Below are 14619 nucleotides of genomic sequence, written 5' to 3'. Positions count from 1 at the left end.
CCATCCAATTTCCGATGAGCGCCATAAGTCACCGGCCGAACTCCCTCCGGCCTACCTCCCCTCGCTGTCAGCCAGCTGTCGAAAAGCCCGTGGGCCGGGATGAGCGGGGTGTCGCCGGATCCGCATGGCCCGTCGATCTCTAAACGGCTCGTGACGTCCGAACAGCTCAGTGATCGTTGAAAAGTTGACGCATGTTCATCTTCCAACTCGGGGATACCGGCGGTAACGTCCGGCCCACCCCCGTCGGTAGGAGCAGCCATGCCACGGCGCACCCCACGCACCGCACTCGACAGACAGAGAACTCCCCGCAGATTCCCCAAGTTCCTGGGGGCGGCTTCCATCTGTGCTCTCATAGCCGCCCTGCTGTCCCCGCTGACCCAGGCGGCGGCCGCCGACAGCACGACCGCGCTCGCCGCCAACGACTACTGCGGCGGCCAGTGTTCCGACATCCTCCCGCCCGGTCAGAACGGCAACGCCACCCTCGCCCAGATCCTCCTCAACCAGGCCTTCGGCATCCAGCCCGACCACGCCGAGGACCAGCTCGGCCCCTACAACAACCTGGCCTCGGGTGCCGCCACGCTCACCGACGCCAAGATCAACGACTTCTTCAACGACGCGTCCTTCGGGGTCGCCTCCGACCAGGTCGCCTCCACCACCGCGCCCGGCGGACGCAGCGACGTGACGATCGTCCGCGACAAGAAGACCGGTGTGCCGCACATCACCGGCACCACCCGCTACGGCACCGAGTACGGCGCCGGGTACGCCGCCGCCCAGGACCGGCTGTGGCTGATGGATGTCTTCCGGCACGTCGGCCGCGGCCAGCTGACCTCCTTCGCCGGCGGGGCCTCCTCCAACCAGGGCCTGGAGCAGGAGTTCTGGCGCAACGCGCCCTACACCGAGGCCGATCTGCAGACCCAGATCGACAACGCCATCGCGAACAACGGCGCCCGCGGTCAGCAGGCCCTCGCCGACGCCAACGCCTACATCGACGGCATCAACGCGTACATCGACGCGTCCGACAGCGGCCGTTACTTCCCCGGTGAGTACGTCCTGACCGGCCACAAGGACTCCATCACCAACGCCGGCACCATCGACCACTTCAAGATCACCGACCTGGTCGCGCTGGCCTCCGTCATCGGCTCGCTCTTCGGCTCCGGAGGTGGCGGCGAGGTCAACAACGCCATATCGCTGCTGGCCGCCCAGTCCAAGTACGGCGTGACCGAGGGCACCAAGGTCTGGGAGTCCTTCCGCGAGCGCAACGACCCCGAGGCGGTGCTCACCGTCCACAACGGCGAGAGCTTCCCGTACGCCTCGAAGCCCGACACCGCGCAGGGCGAGGCCCTGCCCGACGCCGGCTCGGTGACCCAGGAGCCACTGGTCTACGACCGCACCGGCAGCGCGGCCACCGCCACGGCCACCAGCGCCTCGGCGACGGCGGCCGCCACCACCCTCACCTCCGCGAAGCGCGGGATGTCCAACGCCCTCGTGGTGAGCGGCAAGTACACCGCCAGCGGCCACCCCATCGCCGTCTTCGGGCCGCAGACCGGCTACTTCGCGCCACAGCTCCTCATGCTCCAGGAGATCCAGGGGCCGGGCCTCAGCGCGCGCGGCGCCTCCTTCGCGGGCCTGAGCATGTACGTCGAACTCGGCCGCGGCCAGGACTACTCCTGGAGCGCGACGACCTCCGGCCAGGACATCATCGACACCTACGCCGTCGAGCTGTGCCAGGACGACTACCACTACCTGTACCACGGCACCTGCACCGCCATGGACAAGGTCGAGCGGACCAACTCCTGGAAGCCCACCACGGCCGACGGCACCGCGGCGGGCTCGTACCGCATGCAGGTCTACCGGACCAAGTACGGTCCCGTGGAGTACCGCGCGACGGTCGGCGGCAAGAAGGTCGCGTACACGACCCTGCGCTCCTCCTACATGCACGAGGCCGACTCGATCATCGGCTTCCAGATGCTCAACGACCCGGACTACGTGAAGAGCCCGCAGACGTTCCAGAGCGCGGTGCAGCACATCAACTACACCTTCAACTGGTTCTACGCCGACTCCTCGCACACCGCGTACTACAACAGCGGTGACAACCCGGTGCGGGCGGCCGCCGTCGACGCCGAGTTCCCGGTCTGGGCGCAGGCCGCGTACGAGTGGCGGAACTGGGACCCGACGACGAACACCGCCTCGTACACCCCGCCGTCCGCGCACCCCAACTCCATCGACCAGGACTACTACATCTCCTGGAACAACAAGCAGGCCAAGGACTACACCACGGCCCCCTGGGGAGACGGTTCCGTGCACCGCGGGAACCTCCTGGAGGACCGGGTGAAGAAGCTGGTCGCCGCGGGCGGGGTGACCAGGTCCTCGCTCACCAAGGCGATGGCCGACGCCGCGCTGGCCGATCTGCGGGCCGAGGACGTGCTGCCGAAGCTGCTGAAGGTCATCAACAGTTCGACGGTCACGGACACCACGGCCGCGGCGGCGGTGACCAAGCTGTCCGACTGGGTGACGGCCGGCGCCAAGCGCAAGGAGACCTCGGCCGGTTCGAAGACCTACTCCAACGCCGACGCGATCCGCATCCTGGACGCCTGGTGGCCGCTGCTGGTGAAGGCCGAGTTCGAACCCGGTCTCGGCACCGACCTGTACACGGCCTTCTCCAACAACCTGCCCATCGACGAGTCCCCGTCGGCCGCGCACGGTCCGACCGGGGCGCACGCCGGAAGCTCCTTCCAGTACGGCTGGTGGAGCTATGTCGACAAGGACATCCGGGCGGTCCTCGGTGAGTCGGTGCAGGGCGGACTGTCGCAGAAGTACTGCGGCGGCGGCACCCTCAGCGCCTGCCGGGACGCCCTGATCAGCACACTCAAGACGGCGGCCGGCCTGACCGCCGCCCAGGTCTACCCGGGCGACGACCAGTGCTCGGCGGGCGACCAGTGGTGTGCCGACTCGATCGTCCAGCGGACGCTCGGCGGTATCAAGCACGGCAAGATCACCTGGCAGAACCGGCCGACCTACCAGCAGGTGGTGGAGTACACGTCGCACCGGTGACCCCGGAGCGCGTCGCGGACTCCCGGCGGCGGGTCATCGAACACGGCCCGCCGCCAGCACCACCTGGGCCAACTCCCGGTGGCAGATGTCGCTGTGGGCCCCGCTCGGGGGCCCGCCGCGGTTCACCACCGCGCACGCGTCGACGTTCACGCACCCCGACACCGGAAGCTGAGCGCGCAGCGCGTCGGCGAGCGTGAACGTCCTTGTGCCCTCCACCGCCTGCACCCCGTCGTGTCCCATCGCGCCCCAGCGGGCACCCAGGAGGTGTCCGGGGTCGAGGTCGACGCCCAGCACCGAACGGTCGTCGTCCGCCATCCGGGAGGCCAGCGGATAGATCGTGGCGAGCGCCGTGTCGAAGTGGGAGTAGCAGCACACCACAGGGCCGTCGACGCGGCTCTGCAGACCGCGCAGCGCGCCGCTCGCCCGCGGGTCGCCGGGCAGCGACGCCGCGAACGCGTAGTGCGAGAACGCCCCTTGGAGCAGCGTCACGGACTTCACCGTGCGCACGCCCTCGGGCAGTCCGCGCAGCGCGAAGGAGACCAGCCGTCCGCCGAAGCTGTGTCCGACCAGATGTACCCGCACCCCGGGCGCGGCGGTCGCGAGCTGTCCGAGCGCGCGCCCGAGCCCACGCTCACCCACCGTGCCCGCGCGCCGCTTCATGGCGTAGTAGGTGGCCTGGCGCAGCAGTTCACGCGCCCCGTCCCAGGGCCGCGGCAGGGCGAAGCTCTCGCCGGGGGCCGTCATCCCGGCCAGTGCCTCGGCGAACTCGCCGCACACCGTGGCCGTGTCCCCGAAGAACATCGCGGGGTCGCCCTGCGGCGCGCCCTCCGCGAGCGTGTCCGCGGCGAAGGCGGCCTGCGGTCCCTGCGGTGGTACCTCCACGAGCAGCCGCACCAGGCGCCCGAACTCCTCCAACGAGGCTCCCTCGTCCGGCTGTTGGTCCAGCAGGCGCGCGATCTGCTCGACGACCGTCGCCCGGCCCGGGAACACCTCCAGGAGCGCCTGCCGGGTGTCCTTGTCGAGCGCGGTACGGGCGGCGGCGGGCACGTCGGCGGCCACCGACCGGGGAAAGTCGGGGATCGGTTCGTCCGAGAACCGCATCGAGGGCCACACCACACCGACGTAGCCCAGACGCGCGTGCGGCGCGAGGTCCGGCACGGGCGCGAAGAACTGGCTGTAGAGGCGGGTCGCGCCGGAGCGGTCGTTGTTCCAGCCGTGCGCGAAGACGATCAGATCACGCACTCCGCGCCGGGGCACCTCCGCGAGCAGCCGGTCCCTTTCCCGGCCGTCCACGTCCCCGTCCGCGTCGAAGGTCAGCTCCCAGTAGGGAGAAACACTGACTGCCGGATCCGCCATGGCAAGCCCCCTCGTCCCCCGAAGGCGGTGCGATGTGGGCGCATCGTCCTACCGGGGGCGAAGATTGGCCATACGTCACGACTCAACCGCGGAAAAGAAGTTCTTTCCGCTCATCCGTAGAGAAGATATTCCTTCCGGATCCTTTGGAAGGCCTTCAGCTCGTCCTGCCAGGCGGCCACGACCTCGTCGGTCGTCGCCCCCGCGTCGATCATCGTGCGCACCTCGGCGGAGCCGGTCAGCTTGTCGATCCAGTTGTCCGAGCGCCAGGCGAAGCCGCTCCAGACCTTCTTGGCGGTCACCAGGAGGGCGATTCCGGTGCGGACGGGGTCGTACGCGGCCCGGTCGTCCACATGGATCTGCATGCCGCCGATCGTCTTTCCCTGGAACTTGGAGAAGGTCGGAGCGAAGTACGCCTCCCTGAAGCGCACGCCCGGGACCTTGAGCCGGTTCGCCTCCAGAGCCCATCGGCCGTCGATGCCCTCCGCGCCCAGCAGCTCGAACGGACGGGTCGTGCCGCGCCCCTCCGACAGGTTCGTCCCCTCGAAGAGACACGTTCCGGAGTACACCAGGGCGGTGTCGGCCGTCGGCATGTTCGGGCTCGGCGGCACCCAGGGCAGGCCGGAGGCGTCGTAGAAGTCCGACCGCTTCCAGCCCGACATCAGTACGGTGGTCAGCTCCACCGGCGCCGCCAGGAACTCCCCGTTGAACAGCCGCGCGAGCTCGGCCACCGTCATCCCGTGCGCCTGCGCGATGGGCTGCCGCCCGACGAACGTCGCGAACTCCTTGTGCAGCACCGGGCCCTGGGCGGCTCGTCCGGTCACCGGGTTCGGCCGGTCCAGCACCACGAAGCGCTTGCCCGCGAGCCGGGCCGCCTCCATGCAGTCGTACAGCGTCCAGATGTACGTGTAGAAACGCGCGCCCACGTCCTGGATGTCGAAGACGACGGTGTCCACGCCGGAGGCGGTGAAGACGTCGGCGAGAGGCTTGCCGCTCTTGAGGTACGTGTCGTAGACCGGGAGTCCGGTCGCCGGGTCGTCGTAGCGGCCCTCGGAGCCGCCGGCCTGCGCGGTGCCGCGGAAACCGTGTTCCGGGCCGAAGACGGCGGTCAGCTCGACGTGGGGGTCGGCGTGCATGACGTCGACGATGTGGCGAACGTCTCTGGTGACACCGGTGGGGTTCGTGACGACGCCGACACGCCGGCCGTGGAGGGCGGCGTAGCCGCTTGCCTGGAGCTGCTCGAAGCCGGTGCGGAGGGGGTCGGCATGGGATGTCGTCGTGGTGGGGGTGGTGCGGGTGGTGTGGGTCGCCGCGAAGGCGGCTGTGGCGGTGGCCGTGGCGGTGGCTGTGAGGAGGGCTCGGCGGGACGGGCGCATGGGGGGACCTCCGTGATCGCGGAAGGCTGGCACCGGCACGTTAGGGCTCCCGCCGGTCGTTTGGAAGCTGCGGGTGGTTCGTGGCTTGTCGCGCCCACGCGGCGGAGCCGCATATGTCAGAGCCCCGCGCCTCTGAAGGGGCGCTCCTGCGGGCCGGGGCTTTCAAAGGGCCCTTCCCCTGCTACATACCGACTGGTTAGTCTGGGGTCGCAGCTGAGCCGTGTTGCGTTGCGTCGTGTCGAAGGAGACCGATGGTGGAAGCCGTGCAGGATGCGGGAGTGGTCGTCACCGGGGCCGGAGGCGGCATCGGGGCCGCACTGGCCCGTCGTTTCGCCGCCGAGGGGGCCCGGGTCGTCGTCAACGACCTGGACGCCGCCAAGGCGAAGGCCGTGGCGGAGGAGATCGGGGCGATCGCGGTTCCCGGCGACGCGTCCACCATCGTGGCCGAGGCCCGGGACGCCCTCGGGGGCACCATCGACGTCTACTGCGCCAACGCGGGCCTCCCCTCGGCCGGCAGTGAGTCGGCCGACGAGAAGGTCTGGGCGCTCGCCTGGGACGTCAACGTGATGGCGCACGTCCGGGCGGCCCAGGAGCTGCTCCCGGCCTGGCTGGAGCGCGGCAGCGGCCGGTTCGTCTCCACCGTCTCCGCCGCCGGACTGCTCACCATGATCGGCGCCGCGCCCTACAGCGTCACCAAGCACGGCGCGTACGCCTTCGCCGAGTGGCTGTCGCTGACGTACCGCCACCGCGGCGTGAAGGTGCACGCGATCTGTCCGCAGGGCGTGCGCACCGACATGCTCGACGCCACCGGCAGCGCGGGCGACCTGGTCCTGCAGCCCACCGCCATCGAGCCGGAGGCCGTCGCCGACGCGCTGTTCGCGGGGATCGAGGAGGACCGCTTCCTGATCCTGCCGCACCCCGAGGTCGCCGGGTACTACCAGGTGCGGGCCGCCGAACCGGACCGCTGGCTGACGAACATGAACCACATCCAGCAGAAGTGGGAGGCGACCCGGTGACCACCTACGCCGACCGGCCCTGGGTGGCCCTCCTCAATGACGCCCAGAGCGGCCCGGTGAGCCCGGCCGACTCCCTGGTGCACGCCCTGCGCGGCGCCGTGGCGGACGCTCCGGACCGCGCCGCGCTCGCCTACTTCGACGGGCGGCTGAGCTACCGCGAGGTGGACGAGCTGAGCGACTCCGTCGCCGGGCACCTCGCCGCCCGCGGTCTGGAGCGCGGCGACCGCGTCGCGATCCTGCTCCAGAACTCCCCGCACTTCGTGCTCGCGCTGCTCGGCGCCTGGAAGGCGGGCGCGACCGTCGTGCCGGTCAACCCGATGTACAAGTCGGGCGAGGTCCGCCACGTCCTGCACGACGCGGACGTACGCGCCCTGGTCTGCTCCGACCGCGCGTGGGAGTCGTATCTGCGCGAGACGGCCGCCGACTCGGCCGTGAGCGTCGTCCTCACCGGGTGTGAGCTGGATTTCCAGACTCGGGGCGACGCACGGGTGCTGACCTTCGAGCGGCTGCCGCAGGCCGCGGACGCCGACGATCTGGTGGCGGTCGCCCGGGCGGGTCACAAGGCCCCCGCGGGGCGTGACGCGGAGCCCTCCGACATCGCGCTGATCAGCTACACCTCGGGGACGAGCGGCACCCCCAAGGGGGCCACCAACACGCACGGCAACATCATGTACAACGCCGAGCGGCAGCGGACGGGCCTCGGGCTGCCGGAGGCGCCCGTCTACTTCGCGATGGCGCCCCTGTTCCACATCACCGGGATGGTCTGCCAGCTCGCCGCCTGCCTCGACAGCGTGGGCACGCTCGTCCTCGCCTACCGCTTCGAGGCGGGGGTCGTCCTCGACGCGTTCGCCGAGCACAGGCCGCTGTACACGGTCGGCCCGTCGACCGCCTTCATGGCACTCGCGGCGCATCCGGCGGTCACGCCGGACCACTTCGCCTCCTTCGTGAACATCTCCTCGGGCGGCGCGCCACTGCCGCCGGCCCTGGTGGAGAAGTTCCGGGCCGGCTTCGGGCCCTACATCCGCAACGGTTACGGACTCACCGAGTGCACCGCGCCCTGCGCCTCCGTACCGCCGGGCCGGGAGGCTCCCGTCGACCCGGTCTCGGGCACGCTGGCCGTCGGTGTGCCGGGCCCCGACACGGTCGTACGCATCGTCGACGACCAGGGCCAGGAGGTGCCCTTCGGCGAACAGGGCGAGATCCTCGTACGAGGCCCCCAGGTCGTGCCCGGCTACTGGCGCCGCCCCGAAGCCACCGCCGAGACCTTCCCGGACGGTGAGCTGCGCACCGGCGACATCGGATTCATGGACCCCGAAGGCTGGCTCTATGTAGTCGACCGCAAGAAGGACATGATCAACACGTCGGGCTTCAAGGTGTGGCCCCGCGAGGTCGAGGACGTGCTCTACACGCACCCCTCGGTCCGGGAGGCGGCCGTCGTCGGCATCCCCGACGGCTACCGCGGCGAGACCGTGAAGGCCTACATCAGCCTGCGGCCCGGCGCGGATGAGGACCCCGACGCGCTCGCCGCGTACTGCAAGGAGAGACTGGCCGCCTACAAGTATCCGCGGCATGTGGAGATCCTGCCCGAGCTGCCGAAGACGGCGAGTGGCAAGATCCTCCGTCGGGAACTGCGTTCCCGTCCCCAGGAGTCTCAGTAGACGAGCAGTAGACGACGCGTTTCACCGGACAACGCTTGAAAGGCAGGTGGCGGCAGTGCCCAGGACGACGGACGGAGACGGTACGCCCGTCCCGCAGCGGCTCTTGGCCGCCGCCACCAGGCTCTTCGCCGAGCAGGGCTACGACCGCACATCCGTGCAGGAGATCGTGGAGGCGGCGGGCGTCACCAAGGGCGCGCTGTATCACTACTTCGGCTCCAAGGACGACCTCCTGCACGAGGTGTACGCGCGCGTGCTGCGGCTTCAGCAGGAACGGCTGGACGCGTTCGCCGATGCCGACGCGCCGGTCGAGGAGCGGCTGCGGGGCGCCGCCGCCGACGTCGTCGTCACCACGATCGACAACCTCGACGACGCGGCGATCTTCTTCCGCTCCATGCACCACCTCAGCCCCGAGAAGGACAAGCAGGTGCGCGCCGAGCGCCGCCGCTACCACGAACGCTTCCGCGCGCTCGTGGAGGAGGGCCAGAAGAAGGGCGTCTTCTCCACCGCCACCCCGGCCGACCTGGTCGTCGACTACCACTTCGGCTCGGTGCACCACCTATCGACCTGGTACCGCCCCGACGGCCCCCTCACCCCCCAGGAGGTCGCCGACCACCTGGCCGACCTGCTGCTGCGCGCGCTGCGGCCGTAGTTCCTCGGCTGCGGTGAGCGAGGGCTTGTAGCGCAGTTCCCCGCGCCCTTGGGGCGCGGGGAACTGCGCGATCTTTTTGCGGGGGTCTGGGGGCGCAGCCCCCAGGGGACGGGAACGGGTAGGGGCGGCGGGGGCGAAAAGCCCGTGACCGCCCCACCGGACCGTACGGTCACACGTACTTCTTGATCTCCCGTCGCGCCAGCGACCGCTGGTGCACCTCGTCCGGGCCGTCCGCGAGCTTCAGCGTCCGTGCGCTCGCCCACAGCTCGGCCAGCGGGAAGTCCTGGCTGACACCGCCCGCGCCGTGCAGCTGGACCGCCTTGTCGAGGATGTCCACGACCGTGCGCGGGGTCGCGATCTTGATGGCCTGGATCTCGGTGTGGGCGCCCCTGTTGCCGACGGTGTCCATCATCCAGGCGGTCTTCAGGACCAGCAGACGCAGCTGTTCGACGGCGACGCGCGCGTCCGCGATCCAGTTCTGGACCACGCCCTGCTGGGCGAGCGGCTTGCCGAAGGCCGTACGGGACACGGCCCGGCGGCACATCAGCTCGATCGCCCGCTCGGCCATGCCGATCAGCCGCATGCAGTGGTGGATGCGGCCCGGGCCGAGCCGCGCCTGGGCGATGGCGAAACCGCCGCCCTCCTCGCCGACGAGGTTGCTCACCGGGACGCGGACATGGTCGAAGACGACCTCCGCGTGCCCGCCGTGGGAGTGGTCCTCGTAGCCGTACACCTGCATGGCGCGCCGGACTTCGAGCCCCGGGGTGTCGCGCGGGACCAGGACCATGGACTGCTGGCGGCGGAGGTCCGGCCCGTCCGGGTCCGTCTTGCCCATCACGATGAAGATCTTGCAGTCGGGGTTCATCGCCCCGGAGATGTACCACTTGCGGCCGGTGATCACGTACTCGTCACCGTCGCGTTCGATGAGCGTGGTGATGTTGGTGGCGTCGGAGGAGGCCACCTCCGGCTCGGTCATCGCGAACGCCGAGCGGATCTCACCGGCGAGCAGCGGCTCCAGCCACTGCTTCTTCTGCTGCTCGTCGCCGAACTGCGCGAGCACCTCCATGTTGCCGGTGTCCGGCGCGGCGCAGTTCAGCGCGGTGGGCGCCAAGTGCGGGCTGCGGCCGGTGATCTCGGCGAGCGGCGCGTACTGGAGGTTGGTCAGCCCGGCGCCGTACTCCGCGTCGGGCAGGAAGAGGTTCCACAGGCCCTGCCTGCGGGCCTCCGCCTTCAACTCCCCGACCACGGCGGGCGTGTCCCACGGCGAGGCCAGCCGGGCGCGCTGCTCCTCCGCCACCGCCTCCGCCGGGTAGACGTACTCGTCCATGAAGGCGAGCAGCTTCCCGCGCAGTTCCTCGGTACGCGCGTCGAATGCGAAGTCCATCTCGGATCAGCCTTCCTGAAGAGTGGTCAGACCGTGCTCGATGAAGAACGGGACCAGTTCACCGATGCGGTCGAAGCCGGCGCCGACCGTCTGGCCGAGCGTGTAGCGGTAGTGGATGCCCTCCAGGATCACGGCGAGCTTGAACCAGGCGAACGCCGTGTACCAGGCGACGTCGGACACATCGCGCCCCGAGCGCGCGGCGTACCGTTCGACGATCTCGGCCGGGTCCGGGTGCCCGGCGGCCGAGGCGGTCGTGCTGATGGGGGAGTCGGGCAGGTCCAGCGGCGCGCTGTACATCACCAGCAGGCCCAGGTCGGTGAGCGGATCGCCGAGCGTGGACATCTCCCAGTCCAGGATCACCTTGATCCGGTCGTCCTCGCCGATCAGCACGTTGTCGAGCCGGTAGTCGCCGTGCACGACGGAGGGCGCGGGGGAGTGCGGCAGCTCACGGCCGAGGGCGGCGTGCAGTTCGTCGATCCCGGCGAGCTCACGGTTCCTGGAGGCGTCCAGCTGCTTGCCCCAGCGGCGCAGTTGCCGGTCGAGGAAGCCCTCGGGGCGCCCGAAGTCGGCGAGGCCCACGGCGGCGGGGTCGACGGCGTGCAGTTCGACGAGCGTGTCGACGAGCCCGAGCACCGCGTCCCGGGTGCGCTCCGGGCCGAGCGGGGCGAGCTGCTCGGCGGTGCGGTACGGGGTGCCGACCACGAACTCCATGACGTAGAAGGGCGCGCCCAGCACCTCCTCGTCCTCGCACAGCAGCACCGGACGCGGTACGGGGACGGCGGTCGGGTGCAGCGCGCTGATGACGCGGTGCTCGCGCTTCATGTCGTGCGCGGTGGCCAGTACGTGCCCGAGCGGGGGCCGTCGGACGACCCAGCTCGAGGTGCCGTCCGTGACCGCGTACGTGAGGTTCGACCGTCCGCCCTCGATCAGCCGGCCGGTCAGCGGGCCGTGCACCAGACCGGGCCGCTCGCCGTCGAGCAGGCCGCGCAGTCGGTCGAGGTCGAGACCTGGCGGGTGGTCGGGACTCATCATTTCTCCTGCACGCCGGGAAACGGGACGTGACCATGATGCCGACCAGTCGGTATGTCGTCCAGCGCCCGGGCGAAACGTGATCGGCGTCTCCCTCCGGGAGCCGGGGGAGACGCCGGGGCGCGCTTGCGTCCACCGGGGCGTGCTCGCGCCTAGTGGTCGTCCCAGTGGCCGTCGTGCTCGGCGTGGCGGTGGCCGTCGTGCAGGTAGTCGACGTGGTCGCCGTGCGCGACCGCGGGGTGCCCGCAGCCCTCGCCGTGCCGGTGGCCGTGTTCGCCGTGCGCCGTGTGGCCGCTCGGCTCGCACTCGTCCCAGTGTCCGGAGTGCTCCCGGTGCAGATGTCCGTCGTGCGCGTAGTCGACGTGGTCCCCGTGTGGCACGGCGGTGTGCCCGCAGTCCGGGCCGTGCGTGTGCTCGTGGGTCGGATGCTCCAGGTGAAGGGTGGTCATGGTGCTCACCTTCGTGAGTGGCGTGAAATGACGGCTCAGGCTAACGCCAGAAAGAACCGCATTCATCGCCATTTGCGTCGTTACGCCCCATTTGATCCGGCTCAGAACACCAGTGCCACCGCGCACACGGCCAGGGCGACCGTGCACAGGGTCGCCGCCGTGGCGTGCCACGGTGCGAGCGCGGGCGGACCGTCGGTGCCGGACGTCGCGAGCACCCGGATGCGCCGGTGCGCGAGCGCCAGGAAGCCCAGCCAGAGCGCGCAGCACAGGGCGCAGGCCGCCACGTCGGTCGCCGACGGGCCGCCGTGCAGCGCCGCCTTCGCCGCGAGGACCGCGGCGACGGTGCTCGACAGGGTCGTACGCCGCCACGCGAGCCGCGTACGCTCCGGCTGCAGCCCTGGGTCCCGCTCGGGACGGTGCTGGGGGCCGGGCACGGTCACCCTTCCCAGCCGACGAGCACGACGAGGACCATCGCGACGGCCACGATCGCGACGGCGATGCTCAGCAGTGCCGGGAAGCGCGACACGGGAAGGTCCTCCCCGCGGCGCATCGCGCGCTCGCAGCGCACCCAGTGATTGACGGCGCGCAGCGAGCAGAGCACGCCCGCCGCCAGCAGGGCCAGCGCGAGGCCGACCCGCCAGCCCCAGCGCAGGTCCGGCAGGAACTGATCCACGGCGAAGCCACCGCCGATCAGCGCCAGCGCGGTGCGCAGCCAGGCGAGGAAGGTCCGCTCGTTCGCCAGCGAGAACCGGTAGTCGGGCGTGACGCCCTCCTGCCGGACCTCCTCGGGCGCGAACCACAGCCGGACGTTCCGTACGAATTCGATCACGCCATCGACCCTACCGGGGCCCGTCGGGGGGCTCAGTCGGTGCCCGTCGCCCGGTGGTCCTTCAGGCGCTCGTACGCCGCCAGGCCGTCCGGCACCCACGTCCAGTCCGTCAGGTGCCGTTCCACCTCCTCCTCGGTGAGGAAGTCGTGCCAGGCGACCTCCTCCGTCTGGGGGTTCACCGGGAGCTCGCAGCGGACCTCGTAGACGGCCGACCACCAGGTCTGGCCGGAGCCGTTGTCGTAGAGGAACTTGAAGAGGGGGACGGGCTGAGGGAGTCCGGAGACCCCGAGTTCCTCCTCGGCCTCGCGCAGGGCCGCGGCGTCGTAGGACTCGCCCGCGCCCACGACCCCGCCGACGAACATGTCGTACAGGGAGGGGAAGACGAGCTTGGTGGGCGTGCGGCGGTGGACGAAGAGACGGCCCCGGGCGTCCCGGGCCTGGATGAACACGCAGCGGTGGCGACGACCGCGCGCATACGCCTCGCCGCGCGGGGACTGCCCGATGACCACGTCGTTCTCGTCCACGATGTCGAGGATCTCGTCAGCGGCGCTCATGGCCCCATCCAAGCAGCCGTCGGCACCGGGCGGGGTGCGCGCCGTCCGTGCGGCCCGACGCGGCGTCGTACGCCCTCAATGCGGCTGGAGGTCCCGTACCGACTCGGTCTTGGTGGAGCCCGACGGCATCGCGGGGTGCATGCCCAGCAGGACGATTCCCGCCACGATCGCCGCGAGCCCCGCCGCTTCCCAGGTGAGTGCCCCCACGTCCGTGTGCAGCTTGTCCCCGAGGAAGCCCACGCCGCACACGATTCCGGCCAGCGGCTGGGCGGCGGTGAGCGCGGGCAGTGACATCCGCAGCTCCGCCGTCTCGAAGGCGCTCTGCACCAGCACGAGGCCCGTCACCCCGAGCGCGAGCACCCCGTACGGCTGCCAGCCGGTCAGCAGCTCACTGAAGCCGCCGGCTCCGAACCGCTCTCCGCTCACCCGGGTGAGCGCGTCCTGCACGCCGTACAGCAGCCCCGCGGCCAGCGCGAGCAGGACGGGCGCCGCGGTCATCCGGGAGCGCTTGGCGTAGGTGGTGAGCAGTAGCGCGAGCCCGATCATGATCCCGATGATCAGCCAGTGCCGCAGCGGATCGGTCACCGAGTCGCCGCCCTTGGGCTTGCCCGCCACGATGAACGCCGTGACCCCGCCAGCGAGCAGGACGAGGCCCGCCCAGCCCTGGCGGCCCAGGGGGTGCTTGGTCTGGTGGCGGGTGAGCGCGAGCGCGAAGAGCAGATTGGTCGCGAGGAGGGGTTCCACTTGGGAGATCTCGCCCTTGCCCAGGGCGACCGCGCCGAGGACCATGCCGCACACCATGAGCCCGATGCCGCCCAGCCAGCGGGGCACCCGGATGAGGTCGAGCAGCAGGCGCCAGGAGAGGAAGTCGCTCAGCGGGGCGTGCGAGGCGGCGTTCTGCTGGAGCACGAAACCGAAGCCCAGACAGCAGGCCGCGCTCACCGAGAGGATCAGAACGAGAACCGACACGCTGGGTACCTCGATACGTTCGGGTCAGCACGGGTCGCGGGCGCGTATTCCCGCCGACTGTAGTGCCATCGACCGTGCCCTGCCCACGGGAGTACCCGGAACCGGGCAGTTGACTCGGTCACTCTTCTTGCCGAAGGATCTGACCGATCAGTAACAACGGCTGGTCGAGCGGCGCCGCTGTCTGTTCGACCGATACCGATGCCTGATGTCTTCCGTACCACTGTCTCATCAACCAACGACGATGCCGCCGGCTCGTGACGAAGCCGACAGAAGCCGACCGGAAACGTCGGCAGGCCGAGAGG

Annotated in this window: 13 protein-coding genes; 4 read left to right on the top strand and 9 right to left on the bottom strand. The window is 70.5% G+C overall.

Annotated features, from left to right (window positions below; all coding sequences use genetic code 11):
- Positions 1 to 258: 258 nt before the first annotated feature.
- Positions 259 to 3051, top strand: coding sequence for a penicillin acylase family protein (locus KVT44_RS07350; RefSeq protein ID WP_217566440.1), 2793 nt, complete (start codon positions 259 to 261; stop codon positions 3049 to 3051).
- Between the two features lie 33 nt (positions 3052 to 3084).
- Here KVT44_RS07350 and KVT44_RS07345 read toward each other — a convergent pair whose 3' ends face one another.
- Complete coding sequence (locus KVT44_RS07345) at positions 3085 to 4407, bottom strand: serine-threonine protein kinase (protein WP_217566439.1); 1323 nt, start codon at positions 4405 to 4407, stop codon at positions 3085 to 3087.
- 110 nt (positions 4408 to 4517) lie between these two features.
- Positions 4518 to 5780: an exo-beta-N-acetylmuramidase NamZ domain-containing protein gene (locus tag KVT44_RS07340; protein ID WP_217566438.1), complete on the bottom strand. Its 1263-nt coding sequence runs from the start codon at positions 5778 to 5780 to the stop codon at positions 4518 to 4520.
- 251 nt (positions 5781 to 6031) lie between these two features.
- On the opposite strand from KVT44_RS07340, the gene KVT44_RS07335 reads away from it, so the two are divergent.
- From KVT44_RS07335 to KVT44_RS07325, 3 genes are read left to right on the top strand one after another with little or no spacing between them, the layout of a single operon-like run.
- Complete coding sequence (locus KVT44_RS07335) at positions 6032 to 6796, top strand: SDR family oxidoreductase (protein ID WP_075027741.1); 765 nt, start codon at positions 6032 to 6034, stop codon at positions 6794 to 6796.
- Positions 6793 to 8454, top strand: a complete 1662-nt coding sequence (locus KVT44_RS07330) for a class I adenylate-forming enzyme family protein (protein ID WP_217566437.1) — start codon at positions 6793 to 6795, stop codon at positions 8452 to 8454. The genes KVT44_RS07335 and KVT44_RS07330 overlap by 4 nt, the downstream gene beginning before the upstream one ends.
- Positions 8455 to 8509: 55 nt before the next feature.
- A complete protein-coding gene (locus KVT44_RS07325; RefSeq protein ID WP_054231210.1) occupies positions 8510 to 9103 on the top strand; it encodes a TetR/AcrR family transcriptional regulator in 594 nt (197 codons plus the stop codon).
- Between the two features lie 169 nt (positions 9104 to 9272).
- On the opposite strand, the gene KVT44_RS07320 is transcribed toward KVT44_RS07325, so the two are convergent.
- The 7 genes from KVT44_RS07320 to KVT44_RS07290 form a co-directional block, all read right to left on the bottom strand.
- A complete protein-coding gene (locus tag KVT44_RS07320; RefSeq protein WP_099923512.1) occupies positions 9273 to 10487 on the bottom strand; it encodes an acyl-CoA dehydrogenase family protein in 1215 nt (404 codons plus the stop codon).
- Positions 10488 to 10493: 6 nt separating this feature from the next.
- The gene (locus tag KVT44_RS07315) at positions 10494 to 11516 is read right to left on the bottom strand and encodes a phosphotransferase family protein (protein WP_217566436.1); all 1023 of its coding nucleotides are present in this window, start codon (positions 11514 to 11516) and stop codon (positions 10494 to 10496) included.
- Positions 11517 to 11668: 152 nt separating this feature from the next.
- Entirely contained in the window at positions 11669 to 11965 is a 297-nt protein-coding gene (locus KVT44_RS07310; protein ID WP_054231106.1) for a hypothetical protein, read from the bottom strand.
- A 101-nt stretch (positions 11966 to 12066) separates the two neighbouring features.
- On the bottom strand, positions 12067 to 12405 hold the full coding sequence (locus KVT44_RS07305) for a DUF202 domain-containing protein (protein WP_308313926.1): 339 nt from the start codon (positions 12403 to 12405) through the stop codon (positions 12067 to 12069).
- Positions 12402 to 12794: a YidH family protein gene (locus KVT44_RS07300; protein ID WP_099923515.1), complete on the bottom strand. Its 393-nt coding sequence runs from the start codon at positions 12792 to 12794 to the stop codon at positions 12402 to 12404. The genes KVT44_RS07305 and KVT44_RS07300 overlap by 4 nt, the downstream gene beginning before the upstream one ends.
- A gap of 32 nt (positions 12795 to 12826) precedes the next feature.
- Entirely contained in the window at positions 12827 to 13348 is a 522-nt protein-coding gene (locus KVT44_RS07295) for an NUDIX domain-containing protein (protein ID WP_099923516.1), read from the bottom strand.
- Positions 13349 to 13423: 75 nt separating this feature from the next.
- Positions 13424 to 14317 (bottom strand): DMT family transporter, encoded by an 894-nt coding sequence (locus KVT44_RS07290; RefSeq protein ID WP_217566435.1) that lies wholly within the window; start codon positions 14315 to 14317, stop codon positions 13424 to 13426.
- Positions 14318 to 14619: the final 302 nt, after the last annotated feature.

Origin of the sequence: Streptomyces sp. GbtcB7 (assembly GCF_019091445.1) — a bacterium.
GTDB lineage: Bacteria > Actinomycetota > Actinomycetes > Streptomycetales > Streptomycetaceae > Streptomyces > Streptomyces mirabilis.
The sequence above is the reverse complement of the archived record's forward strand: the minus strand, read 5'-3'. Positions and strand labels throughout refer to the sequence as shown.

What these genes read in the sequence shown, in the direction of transcription:
- KVT44_RS07350 (WP_217566440.1), top strand. Translation starts at nt 259, where the DNA reads ATGCCACGGCGCACCCCACGCACCGCACTCGACAGACAGAGAACTCCC.
- KVT44_RS07295 (WP_099923516.1), bottom strand. Translation starts at nt 13,348, where the DNA reads ATGAGCGCCGCTGACGAGATCCTCGACATCGTGGACGAGAACGACGTG.
- KVT44_RS07335 (WP_075027741.1), top strand. Translation starts at nt 6,032, where the DNA reads ATGGTGGAAGCCGTGCAGGATGCGGGAGTGGTCGTCACCGGGGCCGGA.
- KVT44_RS07345 (WP_217566439.1), bottom strand. Translation starts at nt 4,407, where the DNA reads ATGGCGGATCCGGCAGTCAGTGTTTCTCCCTACTGGGAGCTGACCTTC.
- KVT44_RS07340 (WP_217566438.1), bottom strand. Translation starts at nt 5,780, where the DNA reads ATGCGCCCGTCCCGCCGAGCCCTCCTCACAGCCACCGCCACGGCCACC.
- KVT44_RS07310 (WP_054231106.1), bottom strand. Translation starts at nt 11,965, where the DNA reads ATGACCACCCTTCACCTGGAGCATCCGACCCACGAGCACACGCACGGC.
- KVT44_RS07320 (WP_099923512.1), bottom strand. Translation starts at nt 10,487, where the DNA reads ATGGACTTCGCATTCGACGCGCGTACCGAGGAACTGCGCGGGAAGCTG.
- KVT44_RS07315 (WP_217566436.1), bottom strand. Translation starts at nt 11,516, where the DNA reads ATGAGTCCCGACCACCCGCCAGGTCTCGACCTCGACCGACTGCGCGGC.